The sequence below is a fragment of the Nonomuraea gerenzanensis genome (assembly GCF_020215645.1).
Lineage (GTDB): Bacteria > Actinomycetota > Actinomycetes > Streptosporangiales > Streptosporangiaceae > Nonomuraea > Nonomuraea gerenzanensis.
This window is the reverse complement of record NZ_CP084058.1, coordinates 9,682,841-9,701,247: the sequence shown is the minus strand read 5'-3', so window position 1 is coordinate 9,701,247 and position 18,407 is coordinate 9,682,841. Positions and strand designations below refer to the sequence as shown.

Genomic DNA, 18,407 nt, shown 5'->3' with positions numbered 1-18,407 from the left:
CGCTGGGCGCGGAGGGCGGCCCGGCCGGTGCTAGGTAGCGGCGCAGGATCTCGGGCCGGTCCGCCGGCGGGATCTCCTCCAGCAGCACCGGCGACTCCCGGCCCCGGCGGCGCCGTCTGCGCCACGCTCGACCGGGCGAGCGGGCGCATCGCGCCGCTCATCGCGGCGGCCGGGCGGCTGAGCGAGACGCAGGCGCGCGTGGCCACCAACGCCCTCACCTTCGGCTGCTTCGCCGCCCTGGAGCAGTGGTACCTCGACGGCGGCCGGCGCCCCATCGCCGACTACGTGGAGGACGGCATGCGCCCCCTGCGTGGCATCTGGGGCCCCGTGGACCCCGACTGACCTGGGGTTACTTCAGGTCCGCCAGCAGGGCGTCGAGCGTCGCGCGCAGCGTGCCGGAGTTGGCCTGGTCGAACCAGGTGGTGCGGACCCGTTCGTTGAGCCCCTTCGGGGTCTCGTGGTCGGCCGCCAGCCGGTGCAGCGAGCGGCTCTCGTCGCTCAGGCTGCGGCCGACGCCCTCGAAGAGGCCGCGCACGTAGCGGTCCGCCTCCTCGGCGGCCAGGCCGTGCCCGGTGGCCCACGACGAGAGCGTGGTGAGGTAGGCGTAGTGCGTGCTCAGCGTGGCGGTCAGGGCGGAGAAGACGTTGAAGGCGGCCTCGTCGGCGACGGGCAGGGCCCCGCCCAGCGAAGCGAAGAGCGCGTCCACGACCGGGTGCGACGGGCAGGTCACGGTGACCGAGCGGCGCTCGCGGATGGCGGGCAGGGGGATGGCCCGCACCACCGGCGCGCCGGTGCCGAGCGTGCGGCGCAGGTCCTCGTTGGCGACGCCGCCCATCACGTTGATCACGATCTTGCCGTCGTCCACCCGCAGTCCGGCCAGCGCCTCGTGCCGGTCGTGGGGGCGGACGGCGATGATCACCAGCTCGGCGCGGGTCACCACGTCCTGGTTGCCGGCGCACACCCGCACGCTCGGGTAGCGCTCCGACAGCTCCGCCGCCGCGCGGGCGCCCCGGGGCGAGAGAAACACCTCGGGCACCTCGCCGTCCCCCTCGCACAGCCCGGTCACGATGGCCCGGCCGATCTCGCCGACCCCGACGATGCCGATGCGCACTGGTGCCACCTCCGCGTGAACAGGCCGTACGTGCCGACGCGAGCCTACCGGCGCCCCGACGCCGAGCATCGGGCGGGACCTCAGCGGCGCGCGGTGACCCGGCCCTTCTCGCGGGGCCGGTGCCCCGTGACCTCGTGCCCGGCGTCGGGACGCAGCCGCGTCATCAGCAGGGCGCCGAGCAGCGCGACCGCGCCGGACAGCCAGAAGGCCACGGCGAAGTCGCCCTGGGTGAGCGGGGTCGCGGCCGCCCCGTGCGCGACCTGCAGCACGATGGCCGCGGCGGCCACGCCCAGCGCCATGGAGATCTGCTGCATCATGCTGAAGAACATGGAAGCCGAGGCCCGGTCCTCGGGGCCGATGTCGGCGAACGACAGCGTGTTGATCCCGGTGAACTCGATCGACCTGGTCACCCCGGCGGCGAAGGCCACCACGGCCACCACGACGAACCCCGTACGGGCATCCAGCAGCGCGAAGGCCGCGATCGACAGCGCCACCCCCACGCCGTTGCCGATCAGCACCGTGCGGAACCCGAGCCGCCGCAGCAGCGGCGTGGTCACCGTCTTGACCACCAGGTTGCCCAGGAAGTACACCAGCACAACTTGACCGGCCTCCAGCGGCGTCAGCCGCCACGCCTCCTGCAGCATCAGCGGCAGCAGGAACGGGGTCGCGCTGATGGCCAGCCGGATGAGGTTCCCGGCGTACAGGGTCGAGGCCGCGAACGTGGGCACCCGCAGCGGCGCCAGGTCGATCAGCGGATGCGCGGCCCGGCGGAACCACCGGACGGCGGCCACCCCGACCAGCGAGCCGACGGCGAGCAGCGCGAGGTCCAGGCCCAGCGCCGACGGATGGGCCAGCTCGGACAGGCCGTAGATGGTCAGGCTCAGCGCCGTGACGATCAGCACCGTTCCCGTGCGGTCCAGCGGCCTGCGGGCGGCCTCGCGCACGCCGGGGACGAACGCCAGCACCAGCGCGGTGCCGACGAGCGCGAGCGGCGCGTTCAGCAGGAAGATCCACTGCCAGCCGTACCAGGTGGTCAGGGCGCCGCCGACGACCGGGGCGATGACCGGCGCGATCAGGCCGGGCCAGGTGATCAGCGCCGTCGCGCGCAGCAGGTCCTCCTTGCCGGCGTTGCGCAGCACGATGATGCGGCCGACCGGCATCATCAGCGCCCCGCCGACGCCCTGCACGACGCGGGCCAGGACGAACTGCCACAACTCCGTGCACGCCGCGCAGCCGACCGAGGCCAGGCCGAACACCACGATCGCGGTCGCGAACACCCGCTTGGCGCCGTACCGGTCCGACAGCCAGCCGCCGAGCGGGATGAAGGCCGCGCCGGCGACGACGTAGGCGGTGATGCCGATGTTCACGCTGACGGAGTCGACGCCGAACGTCTCGGCCAGCTGGGGGAGGGAGGTGTTGATGATCGTGGTGTCGAGGTTCTGCATGAACCACGCCACGGCCACGATCAGCGCGACCCGCCGGGGAGCGGCCGCTCTGGGAGGGGAGTCGCGGGGGGCTTGCGTCATGTTCTCTCCGGCTCAGATGCTCGGGGAACATGGTCACACACCGCCGCCGGGGCGCCCGGCGGCGGGGCCTCGGCCCGGCCTGATCGGCCGCGCTAAGGTACGCGAGTGAGTCTCAAGCGCGAGCGGAACGCGGGCGACGGCGGCGCCACCGTCCCGGCGCGGCGGCGGGGCGCCAGGCTGGAGGACGCGCTGCTCGACGCCGCCTGGGACGTCCTGCTGGAGCACGGATACCACGGCTTCACCTACGAGGCCGTCGCCTCCCGCGCCGGCACCAGCCGCCCCGTGCTCTACCGGCGCTGGCCGCACCACCACGACCTGCTGCTGGCCACGCTCGCCAGGTACTGGCGCCCGATCGAGGTGCCCGACACCGGCAGCCTGCGCGAGGACGCGATCGGCTTCCTGCGCAACGCCGACGCCGACCGCGCGGGCATGATCACGCTGATGAGCGTGCAGCTCGTGGACTACTTCCAGGACACCGGTACGAGCCTCGGCGAGCTGCGCGACACCCTCCTGCCGCCCGGCCACCCGACCGCCTTCGAGATCATCGTCGCCCGCGCGGTCGAACGCGGCGAGCTGCCCGCCGCGCCGCGCCCGCCCCGCGTCCTGAACCTGCCGCTGGACCTGCTGCGGCACGACCTGTTCATGACGATGCGCCCGGTGCCGGAGGAAGCGATCGCGGAGATCGTGGACGAAGTGTGGCTGCCGCTGCTCGGCGTGCCCAGGGCGGGCTGAACGGCCTCCGTCCCACGGCGGCCGGGTGCTCAGCGCGGCAGCCGCGCGGTCTTCACCATCCGGCTGGATCCGGTGCGCGCTTTGTCGGTCGGGCCCGCCATACTCGCCGCTGTCGATCACGAGATGATGGAGGCGTTCCGGCATGAGCACGGATCGAACGGCCTTAGGCGGCCCGTCAACCGAGCACCACGCGCAGGACGAGGACCGGCTGGTGATGCCCGCCGCCTGGCTGCGCGCGCTGCACCCGCGGCGGGGCGGGGCGAAGGTCGCGGCGAAGGCGCCCGACGCGGACGCGCCGGCGAAGCTGGCCGCCAAGCTGGCCGAGCGCGGCAAGGTGCTCCTCGACTCGCTGGCGAAGTGCCGCGACGCCGAGCTGGCCGCCGCGGGCGCCGCGTACCTGGCGGGCGAGCCCACCGCCACGCCGCTGGGCGCCGCGGTGGTGGTCGCGTCCCTGCCGGGGCACGACACGGAGCTGGCGCCGCTGTTCCCGGAGGCGTGGCTGGCCGAGCGCGGCCCGGTGTTCGCGGCGCTGGCCGTGGCCGAGCTCGCCTCGCTGGACCTCGTGATCGACGAGGACCTCTGGCGGGTCCAGCGGATGGCCGCCCACGAGTACCCGCGCTACTGGTACGGCGGCTACCGGGCGAACCTCGGCGCCCGGGTCCGCGCCGCACTCGTGGCCGCGCCGGACGAGGAGTACGCCGAGGTCGTCGCGGCACTCGCGCGGTGCAGGGAGGGCGGGATCCACCAGCGGGTGGCCGCCTCCTTCCTGGCGCCGACCGAGCCCGGCTGGGTCACGGCCGACTGCGCCGAGGTGAGCGGCGTCAACCACCATCTCGCCGTCCACCTGGTGGCCGCCATCAGCACGCCGGAGCAGGCCGCGCTGATCGCCGGCCACGTGCCCGGCTACTCGGTGCTGCACACGCTGACCCTGCCCGCCACGCTCGTGGACGGCATGGGCGCCGAGGCCGTGCCGGTGCTGGCCGGCTGGCTCGACGACGCCTACAGCGCGGACAACGAGCGGCGGCTGCTGGGGATGCTGGCCGAGCTGCCGACCGACGCGGCGATGCGGGTGCTCCTCGACCGGATCGACAAGAAGTACACCCAGCCGGCCTTCATCGGCGCGGCGGCCCGCTTCCCGCGTCGCGCGATGCGGCTGCTGGCCGCCTCCAGCGGCAAGGCCGTGGACCTGCTGCTGCGCGCCCACGTGCTGACCCACCCCGAGCTGGTGCCGGAGGTGCTCGCGAGCGTGGACGGCGCCGCCGCCGCGCGCGTCGACACGATCGCCAACGCCGCGCCCCTCGTCACCGCGCCGCCCGAGGCGCTGCCCGAGGTGCTCGTCAGCCCGCCGTGGACCCGTGCCCGCAAGGCCCGCAAGCCGGTCGTGGTGAGCGGCCTGACGTGCGCCGACGAGCCCGCCGTGGCGTGGGCGCCCGGCGAGCGGGACAACTGGCGGGGCAGGAGCGATCACTGGGGAGAGATCTACAACCAGACCTGGGATCAGCTCGCCCGCCAGATCGCCGGTGACGCCGGCCACCACCGCTACTGGTACAACGAGATCGCCCTGTTCGTCTCCGGGCCCGAGCAGCTCGCCACGCCGCTGCTCGGCAAGTGGCGCCCCACCGACACGTGGGGGACCGCCGACTGGCTGCCCCGCGTGGCCGCCAGGTTCGAGCTGGCGGCGCTGCCCCTGGTGCTGGACCTCGCCCGGCGCGGCCCCGCCTCGGCCGCCGCGGTGCTGCTCCCGTTCACCTCACCGGAGATCGCGGTGCTGATGGCCGACTGGCTGTCCCGGCTGAAGTCGGTACGCGCCACCGCGCTGGCGTGGCTGGCCCGTCACCCCGAGCCGGCCGCCAGGGCGCTGATCCCGGCGGCCCTCGGCAAGCCCGGCGCGGCCAGGCGGCAGGCCGAGCAGGCCCTGACCGCGCTGACCGCGGGCGGCGCCCACGACGCGGTGATGCGGGCCGCCGCCGGGTACGGCCCCGAGGCCGAGGCCGCCGTCGCCGGCCTGCTCGCGGCCGACCCGCTCGACGCGCTGCCCGCCAGGATGCCGGTGCTGCCCGAGTGGGCGGACGTGGCGATCCTGACGCCGATCAACCTGCGCGGCGACGCGGGCGCGCTGCCGCCCGAGGCGGTCCGGCACGTGCTGACGATGCTGGCGATCTCCAAGCGCGGCCACGTCTACGCCGGTCTCGCCCTGGTCAAGGAGGTCTGCGACGGGCGCAGCCTGGCGGAGTTCGCCTGGGCGCTGTTCCTGCGCTGGCAGGCGGCCGGATACCCGGCGAAGGAGAGCTGGGTGATGGACGCGCTGGGGCTGCTCGGCGACGACGAGACCGTCCGCAGGCTGACCCCGCTGATCAGGGTCTGGCCCGGCGAGGGCGGGCACGCCCGCGCGGTCGCCGGGCTGGACCTGCTGGCGGGCATCGGCTCCGAGGTCGCGCTGATGCACCTGCACGGCATCGCCGAGAAGGTGAAGTTCGGCGGGCTGAAGAGCCGGGCCAAACAGAAGATGGCCGAGGTGGCCGCGGAGCTGGCCCTGACGCCGCAGGAGCTGGCCGACCGGCTGGTGCCGGACTTCGGGCTGTCCGCCGACGGCAGCCTGAGCCTCGACTACGGCCGCAGGCAGTTCGTCGTCGGCTTCGACGAGCAGCTCAAGCCGTACGTCGCCGACGCCGCCGGCAAGCGGCTGAAGAACCTGCCCAAGCCGGGCGTGCACGACGACCCCGAGCTGGCGCCCGCCGCCTACCAGCGCTTCGCCGGGCTGAAGAAGGACGTGCGCGCCGTGGCGTCCGACAACATCCGCCGCCTGGAGCAGGCCATGGTGACCCGGCGCCGGTGGAGCGCCGAGGAGTTCGGGCGGCTGCTCGTCGGGCATCCGCTGCTCTGGCACATCGTCCGGCGGCTGGTGTGGGGGGTCTACGACTCCTCGGGGCAGCTCACGGGCACCCTGCGCGTGGCCGAGGACCGCAGCTTCGCCGACGTCGAGGACGATCCGCTGGTGCTGCCCAGCGACGCCCTCGTCGGGGTGGTGCACCCGCTGGAGCTGGGGGAGGGGCCGGCCGCCTGGGCCGAGGTGTTCGCCGATTACGAGATCCTTCAGCCGTTCCCGCAGCTCGGCAGGGAGACGTACGAGCCGGACGCGGCGCTGATCGCCGAGATAGAGGCCGCCAAGGTCCCCACCCGCGCGGTGATCGGCCTCGAACGGCGCGGCTGGCGGCGCGGCGACCCGCAGGACGCCGGCTGGCAGGGCTGGATCGAGCGGGACGTGCCCGGCGGCAGGGCCGTCACCGTCGGCCTCGATCCCGGCATCTCGATCGGCTCCCTCGACTTCGCCGACGAGCAGAGCCTGGTCGGGGTCTCCGTCGCCGACCTCGACCCCGTCACCGCGTCCGAGATCCTCCGGGACCTGCGGGAGATCACCCGATGAGCGAGCACGTGCAGCGGCCCCCTGCCGAGGTCCGCTACGCCGATGAGCTGGCCCGGCTGCGGGCGGACGACACCGACGCCCGCCCGCCCGGCTGGGCGCTGAGCCTGCGGGCCGCCCGCCGCTTCGTGCTGGGGGACGAGCGGCTCGGCATCAGCCGCAAGTTCGTCGGCGATCCGTCGCTGATCGACCGGTCCCTGGTGTCGCTCGCGACCAACCGCGGGCTGATGCTGGTGGGCGAGCCGGGCACGGCCAAGTCGCTGCTGTCGGAGCTGCTCGCGGCGGCGGTCAGCGGCACCTCGACGCTCACCATCCAGGGCGGGGCGGCCACCACCGAGGACCAGATCAAGTACTCGTGGAACTACGCGCTGCTGGTCGCCGAGGGCCCGTCCACCCGCTCGCTGGTCGCCGCGCCGCTGCTGCGCGGCATGGCGGAGGGCAAGGTGGTGCGCTTCGAGGAGATCACCCGGTGCCCGCTGGAGGTGCAGGACTGCCTGCTGTCGCCGCTGTCGGACCGGGTGCTGGCCGTGCCGGAGCTGAGCGGCCCCGAGTCGATGGTGTTCGCCGAGGAGGGGTTCACCGTCATCGCCACCGCCAACACCCGCGACCGCGGCGTCAACGAGATGAGCGCCGCGCTCAAGCGCCGCTTCAACTTCGAGACCGTCTTCCCGATCGCCGACTTCGAGACCGAGCTGCTGCTGGTCGAGGCGGAGGCCACCGCGCTGCTCAAGCGCTCGGGCGTCGCCGCGCCGCCCCGGCGCGACGTGCTGGAGGTGCTGGTCACCGCGTTCCGCGAGCTGCGCGAAGGGCAGACGGCGCGCGGCGACGCCACCGACCGGCTGTCGGGGGTGATGAGCACCGCCGAGGCCGTCTCCGTCGCGCACGCGGTCGGGCTGCGCGGCTGGTTCCTGCGCGGCGAGCCCGGCACGGCCGCCGACCTGGTCTCCTGCCTCGCAGGTACGGCCGCCAAGGACAACCAGGAGGACCTGGCCAAGCTGCGCAGGTACCTGGAGCAGCGGCGGCGGCACGGCGACCAGTGGCAGGCCCTGTACGAGGCCCGTCACCTGCTGCCGGGCTGACGATGGCGGTCACGTTCATCGGCGTGCGGCACCACAGCCCGGCCTGCGCCCGGCTGGTCGCCGACACCATCGCCTCCCTGCGGCCCGCGTACGTGCTGGTCGAGGGCCCCTCCGACATGAACCACCGGATGGACGAGCTGCTGCTGGGCCACGAGCTGCCCATCGCCGTCTACACCGGCTACCGGGACGAGGAACGACGTCACGGCTCGTGGACGCCCCTGTGCGACTACTCGCCAGAGTGGACGGCACTCACCACGGGCCGGGACACCGGTGCCGAGCTGCGCTTCATCGACCTGCCCGCCTGGCATCCCGCGCTGGCCGACGTCCGCAACCGGTACGCCGACGCCGAGGCCCGCTACGGCGAGGTGGTCGGGCGGCTGTGCCGGGCCTTCTCGGTGGACAACGCGGACGCGCTGTGGGACCACCTCTTCGAGATCGAGCCGGCCGCCGGGCTGGCCGAACGGCTGGCCACCTACTTCGACCTGGTGCGCGGCGACACGCAGGCGGGGCCGGACGACGCGGCGCGCGAGGCGTACATGGCGCACTGGATCAGGGCGGCGGCGGCCGACGCGGGCGAGCGGCCGGTGGTCGTCGTCACGGGCGGCTTCCACCGGCCCGCGCTGATCCGGCTGGCCGGGCGGGGCGACGAGAGCTGGCCGGAGGTGCCGCGGCCGCCCGAGGGCGCCGCCGTCGGCAGTTACCTGGTGCCGTACTCCTTCCGGCGGCTGGACGCCTTCGACGGCTACCAGTCGGGCATGCCGTCGCCGGGCTACTACCAGCACCTGTGGGAGTCCGGCCCGGCCGAGGCCGCGCGCGGGCTCACCGAGGCGGTGACGGCCCGGCTGCGCGCCCGCCGCCAGCCGGTGTCCACGGCGGACCTGATCGCCGCCAGGGCGACCGCGGACGGGATCGCGCTGATGCGCGGCCATCCGCATCCCGCCCGCGTGGACGTGCTGGACGGCCTGGCGAGCGCGCTGGTCAGCGAGGCGATCGAGACGCCGCTGCCCTGGGCGTCGCGCGGGCCGCTGCAGCCGGGCAGCCATCCGGTGATCGTCGAGATGATCGCGGCGCTCAGCGGCGACCGGGTGGGCCGCCTGCACCGCTCGACACCGCTGCCGCCGCTGGTCCACGCGGTGCTCGCGGTGCTGGGGGAGCCCGGCGAGGAACGGCTCGACCTCGCCGAGGAGACCGGGCGCGAGCGCAGCATGCTGCTGCACCGGCTGCGGGTGCTGGGCATCCCGGGTGTGGCACGCACCTCGGGGCCCCGCCCCGGCGGGCCTGCCGAGCTGGTCGAACGGTGGGTGCTGACCGAGTCGGAGGACCGGCTGCCCGCCCTGATCGAGGCGGGCGCGTACGGGGTGGATCCGCAGGAGGCAGCCGCCGCCGCGCTCGCGGAACGCCTCACGGGGGCCGGGCTGGACGAGCTGGCCGAGGTGCTGTTCGACGCGGCGCTGTGCGGCATCGGCGAGCTGGCCGGGCGCGTCCTGGACGACGTGGCGCGGGCCGTCGGCGCGGCGGCCGACCTGGGAGCTCTGGGGCGCACCCTCACCGTCGCCCTGGCGATGTGGCGGCACGACGACCTCTTCCGCACCAGTGGGAGCACCACCCTGGGGACGGTCGTGCGGGCGGTCACCGAGCGGGTGCTGTGGCTGGTCGAAGGGGTGCGCGGCGGCCCGGCGCCGGCTGATCTGCCGCGCATCGGCGCCATGGTCGCCGTCCGTGATGCGCTCAGGCACGCGGGCCCGTCGCTGGGGCTGGACACGCCTCTGGCGCTGGGCGTCGCGGACCGGCTCGCCGCCTGCCAGGAGGCGCCGCCGGACCTGCGCGGAGCGTCGCTCGGGCTGGGCTGGTCACTGCGCGGCGCGCCACCCGGGGATCCCAGCAGGGGGGTGCGTGGTGCGTTCGTTCCCGCTACGGCAGGGGACTGGCTGGCGGGGCTGTTCGCGCTCGCCCGTGAGGAGGTGCTGCACACCCCCGGCATGCTGGAGCTGCTCGACGAGCTGGTCGGGGCGCTGACCGACGACGACTTCCTGGTGGCCCTGCCCGCGCTGCGCCAGGCGTTCGGCTTCTTCCCGCCGCGCGAGCGGCACCTCATCGCCACCCGCCTGGTCGAGCGGCGCGCCGGAGCGGCGTCCGGATGGGACCTGATGCGGCTGGAGGCGGCACCCGAGCTGGTGGCCGCCGGCATGGCACTGGACGAGCGGGCCGAGACGGCACTGCGCCGGGAGGGACTGATCACGTGACCGACCCCACCCTCGAACGGTGGCGCCTGCTGCTCGGCGAGCCGGGCGGCGCCTGCCTCGGCGGCGCGCCGCTCGGCGGCCGGGCCGCCGCCCGCGACGCGGCCATCGACTGGCTCTACGGCCGCGAGGAGGACCTGCGCCGGCGCGGCGTCCGCCAGGGCGGCTCGGGCCCGTCGACGCTGACCACCTTCGACTGGCTGGACGACATCACCCGGCTCTTCCCCAAGGAGACCGTCGAACGGCTGCAACGCGACGCGGTCGAGCGCTACGAGATCCACGACGTGGTGACCGACCCGGCCGTGCTGGCGCGCATCGAGCCCAACCCCGCCCTGCTCAAGGCCGTGCTGCGGACCAAGCACCTGATGAACCCGCAGGTGCTGCGGCTGGCCAGGCGGATCGTGGAGCAGGTCGTCCGCGAGCTGATGGACAAGCTGGCCACGGAGGTGCGCACCGCGTTCACCGGCACCAAGGTGCGCCGGCCCGGCCGCCTGCGGCTGGCCCGCAACTTCGACATGGTCAGGACCCTGCGCGCCAACCTCGGCCGCTACCAGCCCGAGACGGGCAAGGTGGTGATCGAGACCCCGTACTTCTTCTCCCGCACCCGCCGCCACCTGGAGCAGTGGCAGGTGATCCTGCTCGTCGACCAGTCGGGCTCGATGGTCGACTCGGTGATCCACTCGGCGGTCACCGCGGCCTGCCTGTGGGGGCTGCCCGGGGTGCGCACCCACCTGGTCGCCTTCGACACCGAGGTGGTGGACCTGACGGCGGACGTCGACGATCCTGTGGAGTTGCTGATGAAGGTCCAGCTCGGCGGCGGCACCGACATCGCCCGCGCGGCGGCGTACGGCGCGGGCCTGGTGGAGCAGCCGCGGCGGGCGATCGTCGTGCTGATCTCCGACTTCTACGAGGGCGGCGACCCGGCCCGGCTGGTGCGCGTCGTGCGCGACCTGGTGGGGCAGGGCAGCAAGGTGCTCGGCCTGGCGGCCCTCGACGAGCAGGCCAACCCCGCCTTCGACCGGGAGCTGGCGCAGCGGCTGGCCGACGCCGGGGCGTACGTGGGCGCGATGACGCCCGGCGAGCTGGCGGCCTTCGTGGCGGAGCACGTGGGCCGATGAGGAGCGACCTGCTCGGGCTCAGCACCGACTCCCTCGCCGCGCTCACCAACCGGGGGCTGGTCAAGCGGGCGGGCAAGGAGGCCGTGCCCGCGCTGCGTACCGATGACGACGGCACCGTGCACGGCGACTTTCCCGGCGGGCCCGCCACCAGCGTGCCTGCGGGCGGGCTGTACGTGGCCCGGTGCACCTGCGGGGCCACCGGGGTCTGCCGGCACGTCCTCGCGGTGATCCTCGCCTACCAGCGCCTGCACGCCGAGGCCGATCCGGAGGCCGCGCCGGACTGCCCACCGGAACCCGCGCCCGGCGCCGGTGCCGCTCCGGGGTCCAGCGCCGGAACGGCGCCGGGGCCCGTGCCGGGGCGCGTGCCGGGGCGCGGGCCGGTGCTGTCGTCCTGGTCGCCGGGGGAGGTGACCGACGACGAGCTCACCGCCAGGATCGGCGCCCGGCTGGTGGCCGCCGCGCGGCGGGCCGAGCGGGCCGGGTACACCGCCAGGATCCGCCGCCCGACCGCCGCCGACCCGGTGCCGCAGGTCGAGCTGGCCACCGCGACCGTGCGGTTCCTGGTGCCGGGCGATCTCGGCTTCGTGCACACCGACAGCGTCGCCGGCAGCCGCGACGACGTCATCGCGCTGGCGGTCTGGGCGTTCAGGGTGGCCGACGAGCTGCACCCCGGCGTGCCGGAGGTCCGGGTGGACGTCGGCGGCGAGGCGGAGGCGGGCGCAGGGTCGGGGCTGGAACGGGCGCTGGGCCTGGCCGGCACGGTGCTGCGCGCGGGCGCGGCGAACCTCGGCCCCGGCCTGGACACCACCATCGCCGACGTGCGGCGGCACCTCGACGAGGCGGGGCTGCGCTGGCCACTGCTGGCCGTCGCGGACCTGGCCGAGCAACTGACCGCCTACCGCGACCGAAGCGCCCACTACCGCCCCGAACTGCTCGCGAGCCACGTCGCCGAGCTGCACGCCCGCCACCGCGCGGTGACGCGGCCGGACGCCACCCTGCGCAGCAGCGTGCTCGGTACGGCGGAGGCCGCCGAGACCCCGCTGCGCAGGGCCCGGCTGGACAGCCTCGGCTGCCGGGTCCGCGGCGTGGGCGACCAGCGGATCACCGAGGTCTACCTGGCGCACGCCGACAACGCCATGGTGCTGGTCCTGCGCCGCCAGTGGGACGGCGAGGACGACGGGGCGACGCTGGCGCGGCGGCGCATCGCCACGGCCACGCTGTCCGCGCTGGCCACGGGGAGCGTGGTCACGGAGTCCGCCGTGCGCAGCGCGAGCCGTACGGTGCGGCTGGCCACCGGGCGGATCTCCAGGACGACGGTCAGCCCGTCGCGGGGCGACTGGGGCGAGCTGCCCGCGCCCCTGGTGGTCACGGACTACGCGGCGCTGCGCCGCGAGCTCGACGCGCTCCCGCTGCGGCCCGTCCGGCCGCGGGTCGAGGCCGAGCTGGTACGGGTCGTCGCCGTCGCCCAGGTGGAGGCCGTCTGGTACGCCCCCGGCGACCAGCGGCTCGACGCCGTGATCGTGGACCGGGCGGGCGGCACCGCCGTCGTCAGGGCCACCCACACCGCGGCCGCGCCCGGCCGGCTCGACGCGCTGGCGGCGGCACTCGCCGGTGAGGAGGGCGAGCTGCGGTTCGTCAGCGGTGTGGTCGGGCGGGAGGCGGGCGGGCTCGTCGTCGAGCCGCTCGGGCTGGCGGCCGGTGATCGGGTGATCGTCCCCGACCTGCGGCCCGCCGGGGGCGGCGGCACGCTGGAGGTCGCCGTGGAGGAGCCGCCGGAGCCGCTGGCAGCGGCTTTGACCGACACGCGGGGGCTGCTCGCCGAGTGTGCCCATCACGGTCTGTCGCACCTGCCGCCCGGTTACGGGGAACGGCTGGCCGCCGCCTCCCAGCGGTTGACCGTGCTCGGGCTGCGCCGCGTCGCCCAGGCCGTCACGGTGTTCGCGGCGGCCCGGGCTCACGGCTCCGAGGAGGCGGTCGAGCAATCTTGGGTCGACGCCTACCTCCGCCTGGAGGTCGCGCTGGAGCTGCACTGACCTCGTTCTCGCGCTGACGTCGCCCGCGTATGGGCCGTTCCGGAGCTGCACCGCCTCCGTCTCGACGCGCAGGTCAGCGGCGGCCGAGCCCGAGCCGGTGGGCGGCGCGCCCCATCAGCTGAGCCGGCGGGCGATGGTGCCGTCGTAGAAGACGTAGCCGTGAGAAGGGTTGCAAACATCGTCTCTTCTGGAGACAATGATTCTGAGGGCGAGGCGCCGGACGTGGTAAAAGTGGAGATCCGCGAAGGAGGCACGAAGGGCGAGCTGGTGCACCCATGACCGAGCGCTATCTCGGTGTCCTCGGCGTGGCCGAGGCCCTGGGAGTGAGCCGGCACGCGGTGCACAAGTGGCGCACGCGCCATCCCGGCGGCTCCGAGCATCCCTTCCCCGAGCCTGACGTCGAGGTGGACGGGGCTCCCGGCTGGCGGGCCGACCGGGTGCAGGAGATCGTGCGCTGGCGCGAGAGCCTGCCGGGCCGCGGCGCCGGCGGCGGGCGGCCCACCGCCGCGCGCCAGGAGTACCTCAAGGCGGCGCTGGCGCGCGGCCTCGACAGGGACGAGGCGCTGCGCGCGCTGGCCACGTTCCAGGCGGAGTTCCCCGAGATGAGCGAGCCGGAGCTGTGCGCCTGGCTCGTCGAGAAGTTCCGCCGCTGAGCCCTCACCCATCAGCAGCACGAACACAGAAGGTGATGACGCATGCTCGCGAACGGCTCAGCGGCAGTACACGGGGAGACGGCACCGGGGTTCGAGGCGGTGCGCGAGGCGTTCGCGGCCAACCTGGCCTCCGGCGAGGAGATCGGCGCGGCGGTCAGCGTTCACCTGCACGGCCGGAAGGTCGTCGACCTGTGGGGCGGGATCGCCGACCCCGAGACCGGCCGGCCGTGGCAGCGCGACACCTTGCAGGTCGTCTACTCCACCACCAAGGCGGTGACGGCGGCGTGCGCGCTGCTGCTGGCCCAGCGCGGCGACCTCGACCTCGACGCGCCCGTGGCGCGTTACTGGCCGGAGTTCGCGGCGGGCGGCAAGGAGCGGATCCCGGTACGGTGGCTGCTCACCCACCAGGCCGGCCTGCCCGCCCTCGACCACCCGGTCACCCCCGCCGAGGCCGTCGCGTGGGACCCGGTGGTGCGCGCGCTGGCGGCCCAGCGGCCGTTCTGGGAGCCGGGCACCGAGCACGGCTACCACGCGCTGACCTACGGCTGGCTGGTCGGCGAGGTGGTACGCCGGGTCAGCGGGCGCAGCCTCGGCACGTTCCTCGCCGAGGAGATCGCCGGGCCGCTGGGGCTGGACCTGTGGATCGGGCTGCCCGCCTCGCAGCAGCACCGGGTCAGCCGCATCGTCACCGACCCGGCCGCCTTCGACGCCGCCGCCATCGACCTGGACGCCGTCCCCGAGCCCATGCGGGACGTGCTGGCCGCCTACACCGACCCCGGGTCGCTGACCACGCGGGCGATGACGCTCGTCCAGCCCGCGCTCGACCACAACAGACCCGAGGAGCAGGCCGCCGAGCTGCCCGCCACCAACGGCGTCTGCACGGCCCGCGCCCTGTCCGGCTTCTACGCCGCCCTCATCGGGCACCGCGTGCTCACCCCCGCCGCCCTGGCCGCGGCGACCGAGGAGCAGGTCGCCGGAGTCGACCGGATCCTGCGCGTGCCCGTACGGATCGGCACCGGTTTCGGCCTGCCCACCCCGGACGCGTTCTGGTACTCGCCCACGGCCTTCGGGTTCGGCGGGCTCGGCGGCTCGCTCGGCTTCGCCGACCCGGCGAGCGGGCTCGCGTTCGGCTACGTGATGAACCGGGTCAGGCACGAGGTGCCGGATCTGCGCGCGGCGCGGCTGCTCGCCGCCGTCGAAGCCGCCTGACGACACCTCACCAGCACCACATCCCCACCCGCGTCCGCACCCCCGGGGAGGCGTGCACGACGGGCTGCCCCTCGGGCGCGGGCAGCCCCGCCGCCCGCACCAGGCTCTGGTCCAGGCCGGTCAGGTGGGCGTGGTGCAGCGGCCACGGCGGATGCTCCACCCGGGCGGCGGCGAGCCGCCCCGCCACCAGGCTGAACAGCCGGTACCGGGCGGTCAGGAAGTGCGCGAGCTCGTCGCGCTCCCGCTCCACCAGCGGCACGCCGATCTCCACGTCCACGTCGCACCGCGCGCCGACCGGCCCGGGCAGGCGCCGGCGGCACCGGTAGCGCGTGTGACCGTTCTCGGCCTCGACCGACATGTCGGACCAGTGGTAGGGCAGCCAGAAGCCGCCCCGCCCGCCGAGCGCGGCGGTCAGCCGCCCCGCGTCCAGGGAGAAGAACCAGATCCCGGTACGCCCGCGGGCGTCGCGCACGTACGTCCGCAGGTTCGTCTCGGGGAACGTGGACACCCACGGGAGCGCGGGCACGCCGGGCACCCGCACGTCCTCCATGAGGAAGCAGGTGAGCCCCACCCAGGCCGCCCCGTCGAACGGCTCGACCTCCAGCTGGGCGGGCAGCAGGGCCTGCACCTGCTCCGGCCGGTAACGCCAGTGGATGAAGGTCATCCGCGACCACCGGTGGTACATCACGGGCCAGGCGACATGGGGAGAAGGCGGAGCTCGCACCCCGCACCCCTGCCCGCCGCCGGCACGTGCAATCCACCGGGTTGTCCGTTTCCCGCCTCCGCGACGGGGCAAGGGCGGGCTCATGGACCATTCTCAGGCGCCGATCTTGCAGGCACTGCAGGACTATCACGACAGCGGGCAGCTGCCCTTCACCCCGCCGGGCCACAAGCAGGCCAGGGGCGTCGATCCGCGGGTCGCCGCGGTGCTCGGCGAGGAGGTGTTCCGCTCCGACGTGCTCTCGGTGGGCGGGCTGGACGACCGGTCCAGCTCGGGAGGGTTCCTGGAGCAGGCGGAGAAGCTGATGGCGGACGCCGTGGGGGCGGCGCAGACGTTCTTCTCCACCTGCGGCAGCTCCCTGTCGGTCAAGGCGTCCATGCTCTCGGTGGCGGGCCCGCACGAGAAGCTGCTGATCGGCCGTGACGCGCACAAGTCCGTGGTGGCCGGGCTCGTCCTGGCCGGCATCGACCCGGTATGGGTGGAACCGCAGTGGGACGAGGACCTCCACCTGGCCCACCCGCCGTCGCCCGAGGCGTTCGCCGCGGCCTTCGCCGAGCACCCCGACGCCAAGGGCGCCCTGGTCGTCACGCCCACCCCGTACGGCACCTGCACCGACCTGGCCGCGCTCGCGCGGGTCTGTCACGAGCACGGCAAGCCGCTGATCGTGGACGAGGCCTGGGGCGCGCACCTGCCCTTCCACCCCGACCTGCCCACCTGGGCCATGGACGCCGGCGCGGACGTCTGCGTCACCAGCATCCACAAGATGGGCTCGGGCCTGGAACAGAGCTCGGTCTTCCACCTGCAGGGCGACCTCATCGCGCCCGAGCTGCTCAAGGAGCGCGCCGACCTGTTCAGCACCACCAGCCCGTCGGTGCTGGTGTACGCCGCGCTGGACGGCTGGCGCCGCCAGATGGTGGAGCACGGCCACGCCATCTACGACAGGACCCTGCAGCTGGCCAAGTCCGTACGGGCGAGCATCGAGGCGATCGACGGCCTGCACGTGCACGGCCGCGACGACTTCTGCGGTCACGGGCGGGCCTTCGACGCCGACCCGCTGCAGCTCATGGTGGACGTGAGCGGCCTGGGCACGGGCGGCTACCAGGTCGCCGACCGGCTGCGCGAGCGCCACCGGATCAACGTGGGCCTGGCCGACCACCGGCGGATCGGCGTCCAGCTCACCCACGCCGACGACGAGGACACCACCGGCCGCCTGCTGGAGGCGCTGCGCGAGCTGGCCGGGCACGCCGGCGAGCTGCCGCCCGCGCCGCGCCTGCGCATCCCGCCGCCGGCCGAGCTGCGGCTGGAGCAGGCCATGCTGCCCAGGGACGCGTTCTTCGGCCCGGCCGAGCACGTGCCGTGGCGGGAGGCGGCCGGGCGGATCGCCGCCGAGCTGATCACCCCGTACCCGCCGGGCATCCCCGCCGCACTGCCGGGGGAGCGGCTGAACATGGAGGTGCTGGATTACCTGCACGACGGGCGGAGCGGGGGCATGGTCGTCCCGGACGCCGCCGATGCCTCCCTGGAGACCGTGCGTGTGGTGGCCTGATTCCCCGGAGAGCAGGTGGCCCGGGTCAGGCGCTCGCGCCCTTGACCGCGTACAGGTGCCGGGCGGCTCCGGCCGAGTGGTGCAGCCGGTCCAGCAGGATGCCCTCGCGCAGCGCCCACGGGCAGATGCGCACCGCCGGCAGGTCCAGGGCGGTCATGGTGGCGTCGGCGACGATGGCCCCGGCGAGGATCTGGCGGGCGCGGGCGGCCGAGACGCCCGGCAGCTGCGCCCGCTCCTCGGGGGTCCTGGCGCCCAGCAGCTCGATGGCCTCGCGCAGGTCGTCGCGGCGCAGCTCGCGTACGACGTAGGGCCCCGCCTTGGCCTTCTGCGCCCCGCACAGGCGGGCGAGCTGGGCGAACGTCCTGGAGGTGGCGACGGCGGTGCTGTGGTCGGCGCGGCGCCCGGCGGGCAGGCCGCGGGCCCCCCTGGCGAGCACCGACTCCACGTGCTCGCGCAGCCGGCGGCGGTGCTTGCGCCGCACCCGATCGGGGTCGGGCAGGTGGTGGCGGGTCAGCCGGCCGGCGCCTAAGGGCAGGGAGATCGCCCAGTCGGGGGTCTCGCCGCCGCCGTAGGCCAGCTCCATGGAGCCGCCGCCGATGTCGGCCATCAGGATCGGCCCTGCCGACCAGCCGAACCAGTGGCGTACGGCCAGGAAGGTCAGCCTGGCCTCCTGCTCGGCGTCCATGTAGCCGACGCGCACGCCCGAGGTGGCCTGGATCTCCGTCAGGATCGCGTCGCGGTTGGCGGCGTCCCTGATGGCGGCGGTGGCGTACGGCACCAGCTCGTGCACCCGATGCCGCGCCGCGACGTCGGCGGCCTCCCCGACGGCCTCGGTCAGCCGGTCGATCGCCGCCCGCCCGATGACCCCGTCCCTGCCGATCGCGTCGGCGAGGCGGAGCCGGCGTTTCAGCGTGGCCACCGGTTCCGGCGGGTAGCCCGCCGTGAGGTCCGCGATGCGGAGGTGGGCGGTGTTGGAGCCGATGTCGAGTACGCCGAGTCGCATGGTCAGGCGGATACC

At 74.8% G+C, this 18,407-nt stretch carries 14 protein-coding genes; 10 read left to right on the top strand and 4 right to left on the bottom strand.

Features of this window, described 5'->3' with window-relative positions; all coding sequences use genetic code 11:
- Positions 1-27: 27 nt before the first annotated feature.
- Complete coding sequence (locus LCN96_RS44970) at positions 28-342, top strand: hypothetical protein (RefSeq protein WP_225268518.1); 315 nt, start codon at positions 28-30, stop codon at positions 340-342.
- A gap of 7 nt (positions 343-349) precedes the next feature.
- On the opposite strand, the gene LCN96_RS44965 is transcribed toward LCN96_RS44970, so the two are convergent.
- Positions 350-1,111 (bottom strand): NAD(P)-binding domain-containing protein, encoded by a 762-nt coding sequence (locus tag LCN96_RS44965; RefSeq protein WP_225268517.1) that lies wholly within the window; start codon positions 1,109-1,111, stop codon positions 350-352.
- Between the two features lie 80 nt (positions 1,112-1,191).
- Positions 1,192-2,637, bottom strand: coding sequence for an MFS transporter (locus LCN96_RS44960; RefSeq protein WP_225268516.1), 1,446 nt, complete (start codon positions 2,635-2,637; stop codon positions 1,192-1,194).
- 105 nt (positions 2,638-2,742) lie between these two features.
- On the opposite strand from LCN96_RS44960, the gene LCN96_RS44955 reads away from it, so the two are divergent.
- From LCN96_RS44955 to LCN96_RS44920, 8 genes are all read left to right on the top strand, one after another.
- A complete protein-coding gene (locus LCN96_RS44955) occupies positions 2,743-3,369 on the top strand; it encodes a TetR/AcrR family transcriptional regulator (protein ID WP_225268515.1) in 627 nt (208 codons plus the stop codon).
- Positions 3,370-3,511: 142 nt separating this feature from the next.
- Positions 3,512-6,793, top strand: coding sequence for a DUF4132 domain-containing protein (locus LCN96_RS44950; RefSeq protein WP_225268514.1), 3,282 nt, complete (start codon positions 3,512-3,514; stop codon positions 6,791-6,793).
- Complete coding sequence (locus LCN96_RS44945) at positions 6,790-7,869, top strand: ATP-binding protein (protein WP_225268513.1); 1,080 nt, start codon at positions 6,790-6,792, stop codon at positions 7,867-7,869. The genes LCN96_RS44950 and LCN96_RS44945 overlap by 4 nt, the downstream gene beginning before the upstream one ends.
- Before the next feature lie 2 nt (positions 7,870-7,871).
- Positions 7,872-10,112: a DUF5682 family protein gene (locus tag LCN96_RS44940; protein ID WP_225268512.1), complete on the top strand. Its 2,241-nt coding sequence runs from the start codon at positions 7,872-7,874 to the stop codon at positions 10,110-10,112.
- Entirely contained in the window at positions 10,109-11,227 is a 1,119-nt protein-coding gene (locus LCN96_RS44935; protein WP_225268511.1) for a VWA domain-containing protein, read from the top strand. Before LCN96_RS44940 ends, LCN96_RS44935 begins: the two co-directional genes overlap by 4 nt.
- Positions 11,224-13,260 (top strand): hypothetical protein, encoded by a 2,037-nt coding sequence (locus LCN96_RS44930; protein ID WP_225268510.1) that lies wholly within the window; start codon positions 11,224-11,226, stop codon positions 13,258-13,260. The genes LCN96_RS44935 and LCN96_RS44930 overlap by 4 nt, the downstream gene beginning before the upstream one ends.
- A 275-nt stretch (positions 13,261-13,535) precedes the next feature.
- On the top strand, positions 13,536-13,913 hold the full coding sequence (locus LCN96_RS44925; protein ID WP_225268509.1) for a hypothetical protein: 378 nt from the start codon (positions 13,536-13,538) through the stop codon (positions 13,911-13,913).
- 42 nt (positions 13,914-13,955) lie between these two features.
- Positions 13,956-15,122, top strand: a complete 1,167-nt coding sequence (locus tag LCN96_RS44920; RefSeq protein ID WP_225268508.1) for a serine hydrolase domain-containing protein — start codon at positions 13,956-13,958, stop codon at positions 15,120-15,122.
- Between the two features lie 7 nt (positions 15,123-15,129).
- On the opposite strand, the gene LCN96_RS44915 is transcribed toward LCN96_RS44920, so the two are convergent.
- Entirely contained in the window at positions 15,130-15,786 is a 657-nt protein-coding gene (locus LCN96_RS44915) for a YqjF family protein (protein ID WP_225268507.1), read from the bottom strand.
- Positions 15,787-15,928: 142 nt separating this feature from the next.
- Here LCN96_RS44915 and LCN96_RS44910 point away from each other — a divergent pair, with 142 nt between their 5' ends.
- Positions 15,929-17,389: an aminotransferase class I/II-fold pyridoxal phosphate-dependent enzyme gene (locus LCN96_RS44910; RefSeq protein WP_225268506.1), complete on the top strand. Its 1,461-nt coding sequence runs from the start codon at positions 15,929-15,931 to the stop codon at positions 17,387-17,389.
- 25 nt (positions 17,390-17,414) lie between these two features.
- Here LCN96_RS44910 and LCN96_RS44905 read toward each other — a convergent pair whose 3' ends face one another.
- Positions 17,415-18,392, bottom strand: a complete 978-nt coding sequence (locus LCN96_RS44905; RefSeq protein WP_225268505.1) for a Ppx/GppA phosphatase family protein — start codon at positions 18,390-18,392, stop codon at positions 17,415-17,417.
- Between the last annotated feature and the right edge of the window lie 15 nt (positions 18,393-18,407).